The 15,277-nt window shown below is 65.3% G+C and carries 15 protein-coding genes; 6 read left to right on the top strand and 9 right to left on the bottom strand.

The window, feature by feature from the left end:
- Positions 1-6: 6 nt before the first annotated feature.
- Genes FHS50_RS02965 through gatC form a run of 4 tightly spaced genes read right to left on the bottom strand, consistent with a single transcriptional unit; the run spans position 7 to position 4,871 of the window.
- A complete protein-coding gene (locus FHS50_RS02965) occupies positions 7-1,626 on the bottom strand; it encodes an alkaline phosphatase family protein (protein ID WP_183932893.1) in 1,620 nt (539 codons plus the stop codon).
- Positions 1,627-1,636: 10 nt separating this feature from the next.
- On the bottom strand, positions 1,637-3,103 hold the full coding sequence (gatB, locus tag FHS50_RS02960) for an Asp-tRNA(Asn)/Glu-tRNA(Gln) amidotransferase subunit GatB (RefSeq protein WP_183932892.1): 1,467 nt from the start codon (positions 3,101-3,103) through the stop codon (positions 1,637-1,639).
- 5 nt (positions 3,104-3,108) lie between these two features.
- A complete protein-coding gene (gene gatA / locus FHS50_RS02955; RefSeq protein WP_183933866.1) occupies positions 3,109-4,587 on the bottom strand; it encodes an Asp-tRNA(Asn)/Glu-tRNA(Gln) amidotransferase subunit GatA in 1,479 nt (492 codons plus the stop codon).
- Positions 4,584-4,871 carry an Asp-tRNA(Asn)/Glu-tRNA(Gln) amidotransferase subunit GatC gene (gatC, locus tag FHS50_RS02950; protein ID WP_183932891.1) on the bottom strand — a complete coding sequence of 96 codons (288 nt, stop codon included), beginning with the start codon at positions 4,869-4,871 and terminating at the stop codon, positions 4,584-4,586. The genes gatA and gatC overlap by 4 nt, the downstream gene beginning before the upstream one ends.
- Positions 4,872-4,947: 76 nt before the next feature.
- On the opposite strand from gatC, the gene FHS50_RS02945 reads away from it, so the two are divergent.
- The 3 genes from FHS50_RS02945 to FHS50_RS02935 are packed head-to-tail and all read left to right on the top strand — an operon-like array spanning position 4,948 to position 7,441.
- Positions 4,948-6,054 carry a DUF3089 domain-containing protein gene (locus tag FHS50_RS02945; RefSeq protein WP_183932890.1) on the top strand — a complete coding sequence of 369 codons (1,107 nt, stop codon included), beginning with the start codon at positions 4,948-4,950 and terminating at the stop codon, positions 6,052-6,054.
- Positions 6,051-6,521: a Holliday junction resolvase RuvX gene (ruvX, locus tag FHS50_RS02940; RefSeq protein ID WP_183932889.1), complete on the top strand. Its 471-nt coding sequence runs from the start codon at positions 6,051-6,053 to the stop codon at positions 6,519-6,521. The genes FHS50_RS02945 and ruvX overlap by 4 nt, the downstream gene beginning before the upstream one ends.
- 8 nt (positions 6,522-6,529) lie before the next feature.
- Positions 6,530-7,441 (top strand): aspartate carbamoyltransferase catalytic subunit, encoded by a 912-nt coding sequence (locus FHS50_RS02935; RefSeq protein ID WP_183932888.1) that lies wholly within the window; start codon positions 6,530-6,532, stop codon positions 7,439-7,441.
- Here the strand turns inward: FHS50_RS02935 and FHS50_RS02930 are convergent.
- From FHS50_RS02930 to FHS50_RS02920, 3 genes are all read right to left on the bottom strand, one after another.
- Positions 7,438-8,931 (bottom strand): tetratricopeptide repeat protein, encoded by a 1,494-nt coding sequence (locus tag FHS50_RS02930; protein WP_183932887.1) that lies wholly within the window; start codon positions 8,929-8,931, stop codon positions 7,438-7,440. The genes FHS50_RS02935 and FHS50_RS02930 overlap by 4 nt on opposite strands.
- A gap of 33 nt (positions 8,932-8,964) precedes the next feature.
- Positions 8,965-9,681 carry a hypothetical protein gene (locus FHS50_RS02925; RefSeq protein WP_407696060.1) on the bottom strand — a complete coding sequence of 239 codons (717 nt, stop codon included), beginning with the start codon at positions 9,679-9,681 and terminating at the stop codon, positions 8,965-8,967.
- 277 nt (positions 9,682-9,958) lie between these two features.
- Positions 9,959-10,681, bottom strand: a complete 723-nt coding sequence (locus tag FHS50_RS02920) for a ParA family protein (protein ID WP_183932886.1) — start codon at positions 10,679-10,681, stop codon at positions 9,959-9,961.
- A gap of 163 nt (positions 10,682-10,844) precedes the next feature.
- On the opposite strand from FHS50_RS02920, the gene FHS50_RS02915 reads away from it, so the two are divergent.
- Positions 10,845-11,810, top strand: coding sequence for an SPOR domain-containing protein (locus tag FHS50_RS02915; RefSeq protein WP_183932885.1), 966 nt, complete (start codon positions 10,845-10,847; stop codon positions 11,808-11,810).
- On the opposite strand, the gene serB is transcribed toward FHS50_RS02915, so the two are convergent.
- Complete coding sequence (serB, locus tag FHS50_RS02910; RefSeq protein ID WP_183932884.1) at positions 11,807-12,649, bottom strand: phosphoserine phosphatase SerB; 843 nt, start codon at positions 12,647-12,649, stop codon at positions 11,807-11,809. The two genes, FHS50_RS02915 and serB, sit on opposite strands and share 4 nt — an antisense overlap.
- Between serB and miaA the strand changes: the two genes are divergently transcribed.
- Together miaA and ilvC are read left to right on the top strand one after the other, a co-directional pair.
- Positions 12,642-13,574 (top strand): tRNA (adenosine(37)-N6)-dimethylallyltransferase MiaA, encoded by a 933-nt coding sequence (gene miaA, locus FHS50_RS02905; protein ID WP_246332928.1) that lies wholly within the window; start codon positions 12,642-12,644, stop codon positions 13,572-13,574. The genes serB and miaA overlap by 8 nt on opposite strands.
- 9 nt (positions 13,575-13,583) lie before the next feature.
- Positions 13,584-14,555, top strand: a complete 972-nt coding sequence (ilvC, locus tag FHS50_RS02900) for a ketol-acid reductoisomerase (protein WP_183932882.1) — start codon at positions 13,584-13,586, stop codon at positions 14,553-14,555.
- Positions 14,556-14,612: 57 nt separating this feature from the next.
- On the opposite strand, the gene FHS50_RS02895 is transcribed toward ilvC, so the two are convergent.
- The gene (locus tag FHS50_RS02895; RefSeq protein WP_183932881.1) at positions 14,613-15,209 is read right to left on the bottom strand and encodes an outer membrane protein; all 597 of its coding nucleotides are present in this window, start codon (positions 15,207-15,209) and stop codon (positions 14,613-14,615) included.
- Positions 15,210-15,277 lie beyond the last annotated feature (68 nt).

Below are 15,277 nucleotides of genomic sequence, written 5' to 3'. Positions count from 1 at the left end.
AAAAAACTAGTCGCAGATGATGCCTGGCACGTTCCGGATGCACCGTCCGTCGATTTCGGCGCCATCGAGCGGCAGCCCGATCTGCGCGGCAAGGGTCGGAAGAATATCGACCGTGCTCACTCCCTCCTCGCGAACATCGCCCATTCCGCCCGGCCGCCAGAAGACGATCGGCACCCGCCGGTCGTAATCCCAGGGACTTCCATGGGTCGAGACATAGCCCGTGCCCGGGTTGGCAATCGGCTGCACATATTCCCTGGCCACGACGATGAGGTCGCCCGACCGTTCGGGATGGAAGGAAGCGCGAACCCGCTGCGCGAGCGTCCAGTTGGTCGGATCGCCACTCGGGATGGGCAGACGCGCGATTTCATCGGCCTCGAACACAGCTTCGATCTGCGGATGTTCGGAATAGCTTTTCTTCACTTCGCGGACGACCCGCGTCGCAAGCTTTCCCTCGATCAGCGGGTTGAGATGCACATCCCCCGGCGCGCTGCCGTAGATGAGCCGCCCGTTGAGACCCAGCTTTTCGGCCACCTTGATGCTGACCTGCTCGGTCGATAGCGCGGGGTCCAGCCACTGGGCCTTCGAAACCCCCTTGGCGTTCAGCCGGTCGGGAACATCGAGAGCGCCATGATCGGAGGTCAGCACCACCGCATAATCGACGTCCCAGCCATCGAGCGTGGTGAAGAAATCCCCAAGGCTGCGGTCAAGCGCCAACAGCTGGAGGCACATTTCGCCGCCTTCGGAGCCATAGCTGTGCCCGACATAGTCGGTGGCGCTCAGCCCGATCGAGAGAAGATCGGTCTGCCCCTGCCTGCCCAGCTGCATCTCGCGCACCAGCGCCGCGGCCAGCGCGAGCACCGCGCCGTCATAGGCAGGCGACGTCTGAAAGGCGCGGACATCGCCCGGCGGCACCGCCAGTTGTCCCGCGCCCACGACATGCTCGCTTCCCTTCACGGCGGTTGCCGCCGACTTGGCGCCGCAATAGGGCGGATATTCGAGCGCAGGGATGCCCGTCGCGATCATCGCCTTCGCGGCCTCTGTGGCCGCCGGAACCGATTGCGGCACCTGCCGGTCGAGATCGCTGGTCCAACCGTTGCGGCCCCAATACCAGCGCTGGTCGGGATGATGCCCGCCCATCATCACCGCCGACCGGTCCTTGCCGGCCACCGCGACATTGCGCGACGCGGGATTGCGCGCCTTCATCCGCTCGCCCAGCGTGGGGACGAGAAGGTGCACGGGCGACACGCGATAGGCTTCGCCCTCGGCCAGTTCGGCCTTCACGTCCTCGGCGCAATAGACAAGCTTGTTCTCGCGTTCGAGCGCAAGGTCGAGCCAGGCATTGGCGACGATCCCGGTGCGCGCCGGATAGGAACCAGTGAGGATGGTCGAGTGGCCAGGACAGGTCTCGGTCGCCATCTGCGCCTGGTATCCGTTGATGAAGATGGTGCCCTGGTTCACCCGCTTCAAGCCCGCCGTGAACAGCGGGGCATATTGCTCGTAAAGGTCCGAGGAAAGCTGGTCGACCGAGATGGCGATAAGGAGGTCGGGCGCATCGGACCCTTGCGCGACCGCGGGCTGGGCGGCGGCCAGGCTGACCCCCGCAAGCATCATTCCCAATCGCCGCATCACTCGTCTCCTACTCGTCCAGCTTGGCCCGCAGGATCTGGTTGACGACCTGCGGATTTGCCTTGCCCTGCATCGCCTTCATCGTCTGCCCGACGAAGAAGCCGAACAGCGCCTGCTTGCCGTCCTTATATTGCTGGACCTTGTCGGCATTGGCGGCAAGCACTTCATCGACCTTGGCCTCGATCGCGCCCGTGTCGCTGGTCTGCTTGAGGCCCTTGTCCTCGACGATCTTCGCAGGCGAATCGCCGCTGTCGAGATAATATTCGAAGACTTCCTTGGCCTGTCCCTTGGAAATCTCGCCCTTGTCGACCATCGCGAGAATCTCGGCGCTCACCTCGGGGGTGTTGCGCGGATCGTCGAACGCGACTTCCTTGGCATTGAGCAGGCCCGGCAGCACCGAATTGGCCCAGTTAGAGGCGGCCACCGCATCGGCGCCTGCATCGAGGAGGCGATCGAACCAGCGCGCATTTTCGACCTCGGCGGTCAGCACCGCGGCATTATAGACCGAGATGCCAAGGTCCTCATAACGCTTGCGCTTGGCATCGGGGAGTTCGGGCAGGCTCGCGCGGCATTCGGCGAGAAATTCGTCCTCCAGTTCGACCGGCAACAGGTCCGGATCGGGAAAATAGCGATAATCATGCGCATCTTCCTTCGAGCGCAGGGGCTTGGTCACACCCTTGTCGGGATTGAAGAGGCGTGTTTCCTGCACCACTTCCTCGCCCGCCTCGATCGCCGCTACCTGCCGCTTGGCCTCATATTCGATGACCTGCTGGACGAAGCGCACGCTGTTGACGTTCTTGGTCTCGGTCCGCGTGCCGAATTCCTCGCCCGGTCGGCGCACCGAGACATTGACGTCGGCGCGCATCGAGCCTTCTTCCATATTGCCGTCGCAGCTGCCAACATAGCGCAGGATCGACCGCAGCTTGCGGATATAGGCCCCCGCTTCGGCGGGTGAGCGCATGTCGGGCTTGGACACGATTTCCATCAGCGCGACGCCGCAGCGGTTGAGGTCGACATAGCTCATCGTCGGGTGCTGGTCGTGCATCAGCTTGCCCGCATCCTGTTCGAGATGGATGCGCTCGACCCCGATGGTCTTGGCCGAATTCTCGTCCTTCTCGTCGACGAGCACGGTGATTTCGCCTTCGCCCACGATGGGATGGTAAAGCTGCGAGATCTGGTAGCCCTGCGGCAGATCGGCATAGAAATAATTCTTGCGGTCGAAGCGCGAGAAACGGTTGATCTGGGCATCGATCGCCATGCCGGTGCGCACCGCCTGGCGGATGCATTCGCGGTTGGGCACCGGAAGCATCCCGGGCATCGCCGCATCGACAAGGCTCACCTGCGTATTGGGTTCGGCGCCGAAGGCAGTCGCTGCGCCCGAAAACAGCTTGGCGTTCGAGGTCACCTGCGCATGGATTTCGAGGCCGATCACGACCTCCCAGTCGCCGGTCTGCCCCTTGATGACATAATCGCTCATGCCGCTCACCACCATTTCTTGGGAAGTTCGATTGACGGGGCCCGTTCCTCGATGGCGAGGCCGGCGTTGAGGACGGTCTGCTCGTCCAGCTCGTTGCCAATGAGATGCAGGCCCAGCGGCAGGCCATCGCCGTTGACCCCGCCCGGCACGCTCATCGCGGGCAGGCCAGCAAGGCTCGCGGGCACCGCGAACACGTCATTGAGATACATGGCAATCGGATCGTCCGATTTCTCGCCCAGCGCGAAAGCCGCGCTCGGCGCAGTCGGCGTCAGGATCATGTCGCACTGCTCGAACGCCTTGCGGAAATCCTGCTTGATCAGCGCGCGAACCTTCTGCGCCTTGGTGAAATAGGCATCGTAGAAGCCCGCCGACAGCACATAGGTGCCGATCATGATGCGGCGCTTCACTTCATCGCCAAATCCTTCGGCCCGCGTCGCCTTGTACATGTCGTGCAGGCCGCCGCCCTCGACGACTTCGCGAAGCCCGTACCGCACCCCGTCATAGCGAGCGAGGTTCGAGGAAGCTTCCGCCGGCGCGATGATATAATAGGTCGGCAGCGCATATTTCGAATGGGGGAGCGAGATTTCCACAGGCTCGGCGCCTGCATCGCGCAGCCATTCGACGCCCTGGTCCCACAGCGCGTTGATTTCCCCGGGCGTGCCGTCGATCCGGTATTCGCGGGGAATGCCCACCTTCTTGCCCTTGAGGTCGGACGAAAGCCCGGCTTCCCACTGCGGCACCTCGACATCGAGCGAAGTCGAATCCTTGGGATCGAATCCGCACATCGCCTCGAGCATGATCGCGCAATCGCGGACCGTGCGAGCCATCGGCCCCGCCTGGTCGAGCGAGGAGGCAAAGCTCACGATGCCCCAGCGCGAACAACGGCCATAGGTCGGCTTGATCCCGCAGATGCCGGTGAAAGCCGCGGGCTGGCGGATCGACCCGCCGGTATCGGTGCCCGTCGCGCCCGGCGCGATCCGCGCCGACACGGCCGAGGCCGAACCGCCCGACGAACCGCCGGGCGTGATCGCGGCATTGCTGCCTTCGCGGCGCCACGGCGAGATCACCGGCCCATGCGCGCAGGTCTCGTTCGACGAACCCATCGCGAATTCGTCCATGTTGAGCTTGCCCAGCATCCCCGCGCCCGCTGCCTTCAGATTGGCGGAAACGGTCGATTCGTAAGGCGGCAGGAAATTGCCGAGCATTTTCGAGCCCGCGCTGGTCAGCACGCCTTCGGTGGCGAACAGATCCTTCATGCCGAGCGGGATGCCCGACAGCGGCTTCAAACTGTCCGAACCACGCGCCTTGTCGGCGGCTTCCGCGGCTTCGAGCGCCAGTTCGGGCGTCTTGACCAGGTAGGCGTTGAGCGCATCGGCCGCATCGACCGCCGCGTTAAACTCCTCGGCGATCTCGCGCGCGCTGAAATCGCCGGCACGGAAACCGTCGCGAAGCTCGGCGATCGTCTTGTCGGTCAAGCTCACTATTCAATCACCTTCGGAACGGCGAAAAAGCCGTGCTGGGCATCGGGCGCGTTCTCGAGCACCTTGTCGCGGATATCGCCGTCGGTGACCTCATCGTCCCGAAAGCGCAGTTGCTGGTCGATCACGGCGGTAAGCGGCTCGACCCCGTCGGTATCGACTTCGCCAAGCTGCTCGACCCAGCCGAGAATCTTGTTGAGTTCGGGCAGGAGCCGTTCGGTCTCCTCCTCGCTCATTTCGATCCGCGCCAGATTCGCGATGTGGCGCACTTGTTCTTGGGTGACAGACATGCCGCGCGGCTAGCAGGGCGCGCCCTGCCCTTCAAGCGCGTTGCTTGCGCCCCAACCTTCGGCTAACGGGCGCGCCATGTGTGCGCGCCGCTTTCTCATCGCCATCGTGCTGGTCACGCTGCTCGTCGTGCTGGCGGCCTTTGCCATCTTCCAGTTCGGGGACAAGGTCATCGCGGGCCAGTCGATGCCCACGGTCAAGTTCGAACTACCGGAACCCGAGGCAGAGGACCGTTACGACAATGCCGAATATTGGCTCGCGCGGCGGGGTCTGCCGACCGACCTGACCGACTGGCGCCCCGAAAGCGAGGAAGAAGCCGAGCCGCTGTCGCTCGATCCCCGCGCCGCGGTCTTCTATGTACACCCCACCACCTATCTTGCCCGCGACCGCTGGAACGCGCCCATGTTTCCGGCCGAAAGCAGCCAGCGCCGCACCGACCTCTTCCTCCGCACCCAGGCCAGTGCCCTTTCGGACGAAGCCGATATCTGGGCGCCGCGCTACCGCCAGGCCGCCTTCGGCGCTTTCCTCAGCCGCGAGGAAGACGCGCTTCGCGCCCTCGACGTCGCTTATGAAGACGTGCGCGAGGCATTCCGCACCTTCATGGCGGAAAATCCCGATCGGCCCCTGATTCTCGCGGGGCACAGCCAGGGCTCGCTCCATCTTCTCCGCCTGCTCGCCGAGGAACGGCCAGAATTCGGCGATCGCCTCGTCGCGGTCTATCTCGCGGGCTGGCCGATCGATCTGGAAGCCGACCTTCCCGCCACCGGCCTCCCGCTCTGCGAGGAAGGGGGCCAGACGGGCTGTATCCTCAACTGGCTCACCTTCGGCGATCCGGCGAAGCCCGATCTCGTTCTCGATGATTGGGTGGGCAGCATGGGCTATGCCGAAATCGAGCGCAGCCGCGATCGCCTCGCCTGCACCAATCCCGCCAATGGCGGCGCGGAAGGCCCCGCCTCCCCCGCCATGCTCGTCCCCGACGAGAAGTTCGAAAATGCCCGTCTCGAAGTGCCGCCGATGAGCGCGCGATGCAGCGAGGGCCTGCTCATCATCGAAGGCGAGATCCCCGATGTCGGGCCCTATGTCCTGCCGGGCAACAATTATCACGCCTATGACTATGCGCTTTTCTGGGGCGATGTGCGCCGCGACGCGATCTCCCGGCGCCAGGCCTGGGCCGCGCGGTCATGATCCTCGATTCCACCGCCGAATTCCTTGCGCAGGTCAAAAGCGGCAAACTTGCCGGCCTCGATGTCGGGACGAAGACCATCGGACTGGCGACCTGCGATGCAGGCTGGTCCTTCGCGGGACCCTCGCAGACGTTGAAGCGCACCAAATTCCAGAAGGATCTCGCCCGCCTCGAACAGTTCGTCGCCGACGAACAGATCGTCGGGCTGGTCGTCGGCCTGCCGCTCAATCTCGACGGCAGTGACAGCCCGCGCACCCAGTCGACCCGCGCCTTCGCCCGCAATCTCGCGCCCCTGAGCCTGCCCATTCTCCTGTGGGACGAGCGCTGGTCGACCATGGCGGTTGAAAGGGCGATGATCGATGCCGATGTCAGCCGCGCCAAACGCGCCGAGAAAGTCGACGCGATGGCCGCAGCACATATCCTTCAGGGCGCGATCGATGCGCTCGTCAATCTCGGACAGGACGATTAAGGCAGGGCATGGACCTTCTCTCGACACGCGATCTTTCGGACGAACAGCTCGACTATCTTCTCGACGCCGCGAGCCATTGGCTGCGCTTCAACAAGCAGCTTCGCAAAAGCGATGACCGGCTCGCGGGGATGACCGTCCTCACCGCCTTCTTCGAAAATTCGACGCGGACGCTCATGTCCTTCGACATCGCGGCGCGGCGGCTCGGCGCGATGGTCTCCAACCTGCCCGTCGACATGAGCTCGCTCGCCAAGGGCGAAAGCCTGCATGACACCGCAGTGACGCTCGATGCGATGCGTCCCGATGTTCTCGTACTTCGCCATTCCCAGCCGGGTGCGCCCCGGCAGGTCGCCGACTGGATGGACTGTCCGGTGGTCAATGCAGGCGACGGCACCGGAGAACATCCCACCCAGGGCCTGCTCGACGTCGCCACGATCAAGCAGCATTTCGGCCGGGCCGAGGGCCTTACCGTCGCGATCTGCGGCGACATCCGGCACAGCCGCGTCGCCAATTCGACCCGCGACCTTCTCGAACGGATGGGTGCCAATGTGCGGCTCGCCGGTCCCGCCGCGCTGATGCCCGAGGGACATGACGGCCCCGACGGCATCGACGATGCGGTGCGCGGCGCCGATGTCGTGATGATGCTGCGTGTGCAGCGCGAACGGCTCGAAAGCGACCTTGGCGATGCGCCGGGCGAATATCTGTCGCGCTACGGCCTCACCGCTGACCGGCTTGCCCTCGCGGCCCCTTCGGCGATGGTGATGCACCCGGGTCCGATGAACCGCGATGTCGAAATCGAAGGAGCGATCGCCGATGGCGACCGCTCCCTCATTCGTCAGCAGGTGGAAATGGGCGTGGCGATGCGCATGGCGGTGCTCGACCTGGTCACGATCGAGCGACGCAGCCGCGCCCCCGCCAGTTAACGCGACGCCAGCTTGAAGGGCGTATCGCCCGCCATCTTGCGCACGAAGCATTCGCCGCCCGCTGCGCGGACTTCGCCGCAGAAGTTGCGGGCGTCGGCATCGCTCGTAAAGCCATAGGCCGCGAGGCGATAGAATTTCTGGCCATCGACCGTGGTCCGCGCTGCCATCGGCTTATATTCACGCACCGGCGAGAAGCGGCGGGTCGCCACCTGCCAGCCGAGATCGAGGCTCGAACGCTTGGTATAGGCGCCCAGCTGCACGACGCTGCGGCTCTCGCCCTTCACCCGCGCGGCTTCGGCACGGATCGAGCGGGCCGACTGCGTCAGGCGCGTGGTCGCCGCCGACAATGCCGGCTTGGGCGCCGGATCGGCAGCCTTGGCCACCGGCGCGGCGGCCAGTTGAACCGGCGTCACCAGTGCAGGCTTGGGCGCGGGCTTGGGCGTCGGCGCGGCCGGGACCGGCTGCGGAGCGGGAACGGCCGCCGCTTCGGCCACCGCGAGCGGCGCCAGCTCGTCTTCATCCTCTTCGAGATCGACATCGACCACCGGCAATTCCATCACGCGAACATGCGCTTCGCCCACGGGCTTCACGTCGGCAGGCGGCGTCGGTGCCACCGGCATCGGCGCCAGCGAAACGGTCTGGACTGCGGCAGGCGCGGCCCGTTCGAACTTGGCGGCGACCTTCGTGCCGGGCGCGACATAGGGCACCGGCTCGGCCGGGAGAGCCACCGCGAGGCGCTGGCCATCGTCATTGCGAAGCACAAGACGGACGGGCTGGCCCGGATCGAGAGCGGCAGGCGCGATGCCGGTCAGTTCGGCAACCTGCTGCGAAGGATGGGTCGGCTTGGCCATCCGCATCCACTGTTCCATCCGCGCGTCGATCTGGTTGGCCGGAACATCCTGCGCGGCAACCGCACGGGCCTGCTGCCAATCGCCTGCCAGCGCATGGGCAAGCGCGAGATTCTGGCGCGTCCGGGCATCGGCACCCGGGCGGCGCGCAGCCTTGCCCAGCACCGCGACCGCGCTGTCGGGACGGCCCGCCAGCGCCAGCGCAAGGCCATGATCCGCTTCATCGACAAAGCCGTCGGCCATGTCGAGCAAAGCGACCGCCGCAGTCGGGCGACCCTGCGCGATCAGCACCAGCGCACGCTTCAGGATGACCTGGGGCTGCGCCGGAACCAGCGCCAGCGAATCGCCATAGGCCGCTTCGGCAGAAGTGAAACGACCCGCGGCGAAATAAGCGTTGCCCAGAAGGGTACGGAAACCCGCGTCATGCGGGCTCTTTTCCACGGCCCGCTCGGCAAGCGCGATGGCTTCGTCATATTGCTCGGCGACCAGCGCGGCCTGGGCACGGGTGGCGAGGCCGATATTGCTCTCATCGACCTTGCCGCCGAAGATCGATGCCTGCCGCGATGCCGGCGTGGCGCAGGCACCCAGTGCCGCGGCCAATGCGATCCCGCTGATCAGCTGTTTCATTCGGTGGTTGGTCATGATGCTATCCCCTCAGCCTCAATCTATCGTTCCCTAGCCGGCTTTCTTGCCAGCTTCCGGCGCGCGCTCGGCCAGCGCATCGATCTCCGGCATTTCTTCCAGCATGCGATCGAGAGCCTCGATCAGCATTTTCTGGGCCGAGCGCCCCGTGACCGCGCTGGCGAGGCGCAGCTTGAGGTGGCGCGACTTGTCGAGCCGCAAGGTAAAGGCAGCCTTTTCCTTGCTGCCGGGCGCGGCGCGGCTGCGCACTTCCCGGCGGACGCGGCGGGGCTTGGCGGGCTGCGCCTGGCGCGTCGGCATCGGAACCACGTCGGCGATCGAAACCGGTGCCTTGGCCTCGACGGCTTCGGCAGCTTCCTCGGCTTCCACGCTTTCCTCGACCGGCATGGCGGCCTCGGGTGCGTCCTCGCTTTCGGCGTAGACGGCAAAGCGATCGTCGTCGCTCTCGTCCTCGTCGAAGGAAGCGGCGACGGGCTCTTCTACCTCTTCCTGGTAGACTTCGCTGACTTCGAGCGGTTCTTCGCCCTCGTCCAGCTCGACACCACTCTTGGCGACCGAAGAGGTGTGACCGGCAAAGACATTGCCGTCATCTTCGGCTTCGGGATCCCACAGTTCGGCGGTTTCATCCTCGATGTCCGCGCCGTCGTCGGCTTCCTCGCCCTCGGCGATCTTGAAATGCGCCATGATGTCGGCGCGCTGTTCCTCGACCGACTTGGCCTGGGTCGCGACCGACTGGATCTGGTCCTGCACGGCCTTCTGGGCCGACAGACCCGCCAGCGGGCCGAGCGCGGCCAGCACGCCACGGTCATTGTCATCGCCATCGGCGTCGCCGCCGAAGGAAGGAGCCGGACCCGTGGGCGCATCATCGTCGCCCATGTCGTTCCAGCCGAGATCGTCGAGATCCTGGCCCATTTCGCCAAAGCCCTGGCGGCGCATGGCGGGACGCGCGTCTCCCTTGCGGGCCAGCAAGCCCGAGGAAAGAGAAGCGAAGGCCTTATGTTCGCTGTTCATGGTGGGTCGGCCTCCTCTACTGCCCGACTACCCGGCGACCGAAGCCGCCGACAGGGCGAGACGAATGGGGAGCCGCGACATGGCTGGCTCCCGGAGCGGCAAAGACCGTCCGGCGGAAATTCTTTTCCAGGCGGTCCGAGATATAATCCCAGAGCGCGGTCACTTCCTGCGCCGAGCGGCCTTCGGGATCGACTTCCATCACCGTGCGTCCATCGATCATCGAAGCGGCATAATCGGTGCGGTGATGAAGCGTGACCGGAGCCACGGTGCCATGCTGCGACAGCGCGACCGCGGCTTCATAGGTGATCTTGGCCTTGGGCGTCGCGGCATTGACCACGAAGATCAACGGCTTGCCCGCCCGGTCGCACAGATCGACCGTGGCGCCCACGGCACGAAGGTCGTGCGGGCTCGGTCGGGTCGGAACGACGATCAATTCGGCCACCGCGATGACCGACTGGATGGCCATGGTGATGGCCGGCGGCGTATCGATCACGGCCAGCTTGAAGCCCTGCTGACGCAGCACCTCGAGGTCCGACGCGAGCCGGGCCACGGTGGTCTGCGCAAAGGCAGGCATTTCATCTTCCCGTTCGTTCCACCAGTCCGCAAGGGACCCCTGCGGATCGATATCGATCAGGCAGACCGGGCCAGCCCCGGCTCGTTGCGCTTGCACCGCCAGATGTCCGGATAGAGTCGTTTTGCCTGACCCTCCCTTCTGTGATGCCATTGCGAGAACGCGCATTATCTTCCCCTCAGACGATGGACGCTGTTGTTCAGTGCCGAATTGACACGGAAGGGGCTAAAATCTGGTTAACGCGCTTTTTGACGCACTTGCATGACACCCCGAATGGGCGGATGATGCGCGCGCCGTCCCTAAGGGACCGGCCGGTAACCCACGGATTGGAATGATGAAGCAGAAATTCTTCCTGGCAATCGCCGCGGCCATGGTCGCCACGGCCTCCGCACCCTCCCACGCGCAGAGCGTCGAGGAAGGGATCGGCGCATGGCAGGCAGGTAACCATGTGAAGGCGGTCTCGATCTGGCGCCCGCTCGCCGACCGGGGCGATGCCGACGCCGCCTTCAACATGGGGCAGGCCTATCGTCTGGGTCGCGGCGTCCCCACGAATTTCTCGCGCGCCCGCCATTATTTCGAGATTGCCGGAAACAAGGGCCATGTCGATGCCCAGACCAATCTCGGCCTCATCCTCTTCAACAACGGCGACCGGACGGGTGCGCTGCGCTGGCTGCGCCTTGCGTCGGAACAGGGCGATCCACGCGCCATGCTGGTCTATGGCACCGCGCTCTTCAATGGCGACGGCGTTCCGATCGACCAGGTCAGCGCCTATGCCTATGTCAGCCGGGCCGCCGCATCGGGCCTCGGCCCCGCACAAGCGACCAAGTCGGAGATGAATCGCCTGCTTCCCGAAGCAGTTAAAAAGGAAGGCCGCGCGCTCGCTGCTCGCCAGACCAGCAAGAGTGCCGCCCCTCCGCAAAAGAGCGCCGCCCGCGCCGCGCCCAAGATAGAAACGCCAGCGACCAGGCCCGCACCGGCAAAAAGCGCTGCGAAAGCGCCCGAGAAGCCCGCCGCGAAAGCCGCGCCCAAGCCTGCCGCGAAAAAGGCCGAGGCCAGCAGCGCCACCGGCCCCTGGCGGGTCCAACTCGGCGCTTTCTCCCAGCGCAGTTCGGCATCGGGCCTTTTTGAAAAAGTCAAAGGCCACAAGGCGCTTGCGGGCAAACGTTCATTCCTCGTCGCAGCAGGAAAAGTGACCCGTCTACAGGTCGGCCCCTTCGCCAGCTCAGCGCAGGCCAAGGCCGCTTGCCAATCCTTGTCGGCCTCGGGACAGGCCTGTTTCCCGGTAAAGGTCGACTAGACCCAGTCCTCGCGCCGGATCCCCAGCGCCCAGAGAAGCGCGTCGAGCGGATGATGGTCGAGCCGCGCTTCGGCGGCCTCGGCCAGGATCGGCTTGGCGCGAAAGGCGATTCCCACCGTCGCCGCGCGGATCATTGCAAGATCGTTCGCGCCATCGCCGATCGCCAGCGAAGCGCCCTCGCCCGCTTCTTCGCGCAGCACCCGTTCCTTCACCGCGCCATCGACGACATCGCCGTCCACCCGGCCCGTCAAGCGCCCCTCCGCTTCGCCCAGCCGATTGGCGACGACCCGGTCGAAGCCGAGGTCGGCACCGATCCGGTCGGCAAAACGGGTAAAGCCCCCCGACACGAGAACGCAGCGGACCCCGCGTGCCTTGAGCGTCCGGACCAGTCGCTCGGCGCCTTCCCTTGGCCGGATCCGCTCGGCGATGCACCGGTCGATGATCCCGGCGGGCTGGTCGGCCAATAGCTCGACCCGCGCCGCAAGCGCACCGCGAAAATCCAATTCGCCCTGCATCGCGCGCTCGGTGATCTCGGCGATGCGTCCCCCGACGCCCGCCATGTCGCCCAGTTCGTCGATGCATTCCTGCCCGATCATGGTCGAATCCATGTCGGCGATGAACAGGCGATAGTCGGGAATGGGATCGGGCTGGACGATGATGTCCATGCCTTCCCACCCCTCGATCGCCTGCCGCGCTTCCTCGCCATTGCCGACGCGCAACTGCGCCGCGTCCTGCCCGTCGCGCCACAGGGGTGCCTTGGCGCACCCGACCCGCTCGGCGGCGGCGCGAAGCAGGCTATCGTCAAGCCTTCCGGCTGCTATGAGCGTCGCAATGGCCAAGTTTTATCCTCCTCTCGCCCTCATTGCCGGTCCGACCGCCAGCGGCAAGTCGGCACTTGCCATCCTGCTGGCACAGGAAGCGAACGGCGTCATCATCAATGCCGACAGCGCGCAAATCTATTCCGACCTCGACGTGGTCGCCGCCCGCCCCTCGCCCGACGAACTCGCCGCCGCACCGCATCGCCTTTACGGCGTGCGCGACGGCGCCCGGCCCTGCTCGGCTGCCGACTGGGCGGCGCTGGCCCGGGTCGAGGTGGACGAGGCGCACGAAAAGGGCCTGTTGCCCATCCTCGTCGGCGGAACCGGCCTTTATCTCCGCACCCTGCTCGAGGGCATCGCGCCGGTCCCCGACATCGACCCCGACATCCGCGCGTCCATCCGCTCGCGCGATGCTGCTGCCAACCATGCCGACCTTGCTAAAGAGGATCCAGATGCCGCCCGCCGCCTCCATCCGGGCGACAGTCTTCGCGTCGCCCGCGCGCTCGAGGTGGTCCGTTCGACCGGCAAGCCTTTGTCCTACTGGCAAGCGCACAAGGAAGGCGGGATCGGCGACAAGGTCGGGCTCTCGCCGCTCATCCTCCTCCCTCCCCGCGAAGAGCTGTTCGAGCTATGCGACCGGCGGTTCGAATGCATGGTCGAAGAAGGCGCGCTCGACGAGGTCGAAGCGCTCCTCGCCCGCCATCTCGATCCTTCGCTTCCGGTGATGCGCGCGATCGGCGTGCCCGAGATCGCGGCCTATCTCGCGGGCGAGACCAGCCGCGAGGAGATGATCGCCGCGGGACAGCTTTCAACCCGCCAATATGCCAAGCGCCAATATACCTGGTTCCGCCGCCAGCCACCCGGCGATTGGCCACGGTTCGAGCATTTTCCCCGCCCCGGCGAAGGCGCCGAAGAAGCCGTGGCGCTTCTGCGCTCCGGCCTGTAGGACGGCTCCATGCAATTGCTGCGCGACCCGGACATCGACCCCGCCCCTCTCGAGGGCAGGAAGATCGCGATCATCGGCTATGGCAACCAGGGCCGCGCACAGGCGCTCAATCTCCATGACGGCGGATTCGAGGTGGTGATCGGCCTTCGCGAAAACAGCCCCTCGATCGAAAAGGTCGAGGCCGACGGGCTTCGCCATGCCGCGCCCGACGCGGCCGTCGATGGTGCCGCGCTCAGCATGATGCTCGTCCCCGATGAAGTCATGACGTCAGCCTATGGCATGATCGCCTCGGCCCTTCCCCAGGGCAGCGCGCTGGGCTTCAGCCACGGCCTTGCAGTGCACTTCGGCTTCATCGACCCGCGCGACGATCTCGACGTGGTGATGCTCGCGCCCAAGGGCCCGGGCACCGCGCTCCGCTCGCTCTACCGCGAAGGCAAGGGAATGCCGGGCCTCTGGGCGGTCGAACGGGACGTGACGGGCAAGGCCGCGGCCATCGTCCAGGCTTATGGCAAGGCAATCGGCTGCGCCCGCTCTGGCCTCATCGCCTCGACTTTCGCCGAGGAATGCGAAGCCGATCTCTTCAACGAACAGGCAGTGGTCTGGGGCGCGGTCCCCGCCATTCTCGAAGCGGGCTTCGAAACGCTGGTCGAGGCAGGCTATTCGGAGGAATTGGCCTATTTCGAATGCGTCTCGGAACTGAAGCTGCTCGCCGACCTCATCGAAGCGCGCGGCATTGCTGGAATGCGCGAAGCGATCAGCAACACCGCCGAACTGGGCGCGGTGCTGGGCGGCCCCAGGATGGTCGGCGAAGAGGAAAAAGCGAAGATGCGCGCGATCCTCGCCGACGTCCGCGCCGGCAAGTTCGCCGAGCAGCTGAAGGGCGAGGAAGCCGAAGGCTATCCCCTGCTCCGCTCGGCAAGGAAGGAAGCGCGGTCCGCGAAGATCGAAGCGGTGCGCCAGGCCCTCGACCGCCTCAAATGAAAGGAGGCGCAGGGCATTTGCGCCCTACGCCTCCCCTCCTGTCGATCCGTCGATCGATTAGAAACGAACGCCGACGGTGGCCATCACCTGGTGGCGATCGAGACCTTCGTCATAGTTCGAATAGCGATATTCACCGCCCGCATAGGCATTGCTGGCCAGCCCGAACTGGAGGCCCGCACCGAGGCGATAGCCGGTTTCGTCATCGCTGAACTGCTCGGTGATCACCGAAGCGCCATCGTCATAGGTGATGCGATAGTCGGCCTTCACATTGGTGATGCCGCCCTTCAGATAGACATTGGCATTGTCGGCAATCCCGAAGCTGGCGCGAAGACCGGCATAGAGATCGCGGCCAAGGTCGATCGAGGCGTCATAGGCAGTGTTGCCGATCATGCCGCTTTCGCTTTCCTCGACGCTGCTGTCAGCGATCTCGGCGTCAATGCCGAGCGACACGGTCGGGGCCACGGCGAAGTCGTAACCCGCGCCAAGGCCGTAGGAAATGCCATCGCTCTTGACGGATTCCACGTCATCACCGGTCTTGAACTGGTCCCAGCCAAGCTGGACTTCGGCACGGGCGCCCTGCGGAGCGGCCTGCGCCGCCGCCGGAAGCGCGACCATCGCCGCGGGGATGAGTGCAAATGCAAGCTTCTTCATCATTTTTCTCCATTCAACTTCGCGCACGCTTCCATAAGCCGTGCGCCGATGGCCCCTCGCTTGCGCTGCGC

It is taken from the genome of Sphingomicrobium lutaoense (assembly GCF_014195685.1).
In the GTDB taxonomy this organism is placed as follows: Bacteria; Pseudomonadota; Alphaproteobacteria; order Sphingomonadales; family Sphingomonadaceae; genus Sphingomicrobium; species Sphingomicrobium lutaoense.
Note: the sequence above shows the minus strand (reverse complement) of the source record. Positions and strands in the feature narration are given on the sequence as shown.

Excerpts from the sequence above, each read along its gene's own strand:
- FHS50_RS02945 (WP_183932890.1), top strand. The coding sequence starts at position 4,948 with ATGTGTGCGCGCCGCTTTCTCATCGCCATCGTGCTGGTCACGCTGCTC.
- FHS50_RS02915 (WP_183932885.1), top strand. The coding sequence starts at position 10,845 with ATGATGAAGCAGAAATTCTTCCTGGCAATCGCCGCGGCCATGGTCGCC.
- ilvC (WP_183932882.1), top strand. The coding sequence starts at position 13,584 with ATGCAATTGCTGCGCGACCCGGACATCGACCCCGCCCCTCTCGAGGGC.
- gatC (WP_183932891.1), bottom strand. The coding sequence starts at position 4,871 with ATGTCTGTCACCCAAGAACAAGTGCGCCACATCGCGAATCTGGCGCGG.
- FHS50_RS02935 (WP_183932888.1), top strand. The coding sequence starts at position 6,530 with ATGGACCTTCTCTCGACACGCGATCTTTCGGACGAACAGCTCGACTAT.
- FHS50_RS02965 (WP_183932893.1), bottom strand. The coding sequence starts at position 1,626 with ATGCGGCGATTGGGAATGATGCTTGCGGGGGTCAGCCTGGCCGCCGCC.
- FHS50_RS02920 (WP_183932886.1), bottom strand. The coding sequence starts at position 10,681 with ATGCGCGTTCTCGCAATGGCATCACAGAAGGGAGGGTCAGGCAAAACG.
- FHS50_RS02895 (WP_183932881.1), bottom strand. The coding sequence starts at position 15,209 with ATGATGAAGAAGCTTGCATTTGCACTCATCCCCGCGGCGATGGTCGCG.
- miaA (WP_246332928.1), top strand. The coding sequence starts at position 12,642 with ATGGCCAAGTTTTATCCTCCTCTCGCCCTCATTGCCGGTCCGACCGCC.
- FHS50_RS02930 (WP_183932887.1), bottom strand. The coding sequence starts at position 8,931 with ATGACCAACCACCGAATGAAACAGCTGATCAGCGGGATCGCATTGGCC.
- ruvX (WP_183932889.1), top strand. The coding sequence starts at position 6,051 with ATGATCCTCGATTCCACCGCCGAATTCCTTGCGCAGGTCAAAAGCGGC.
- gatB (WP_183932892.1), bottom strand. The coding sequence starts at position 3,103 with ATGAGCGATTATGTCATCAAGGGGCAGACCGGCGACTGGGAGGTCGTG.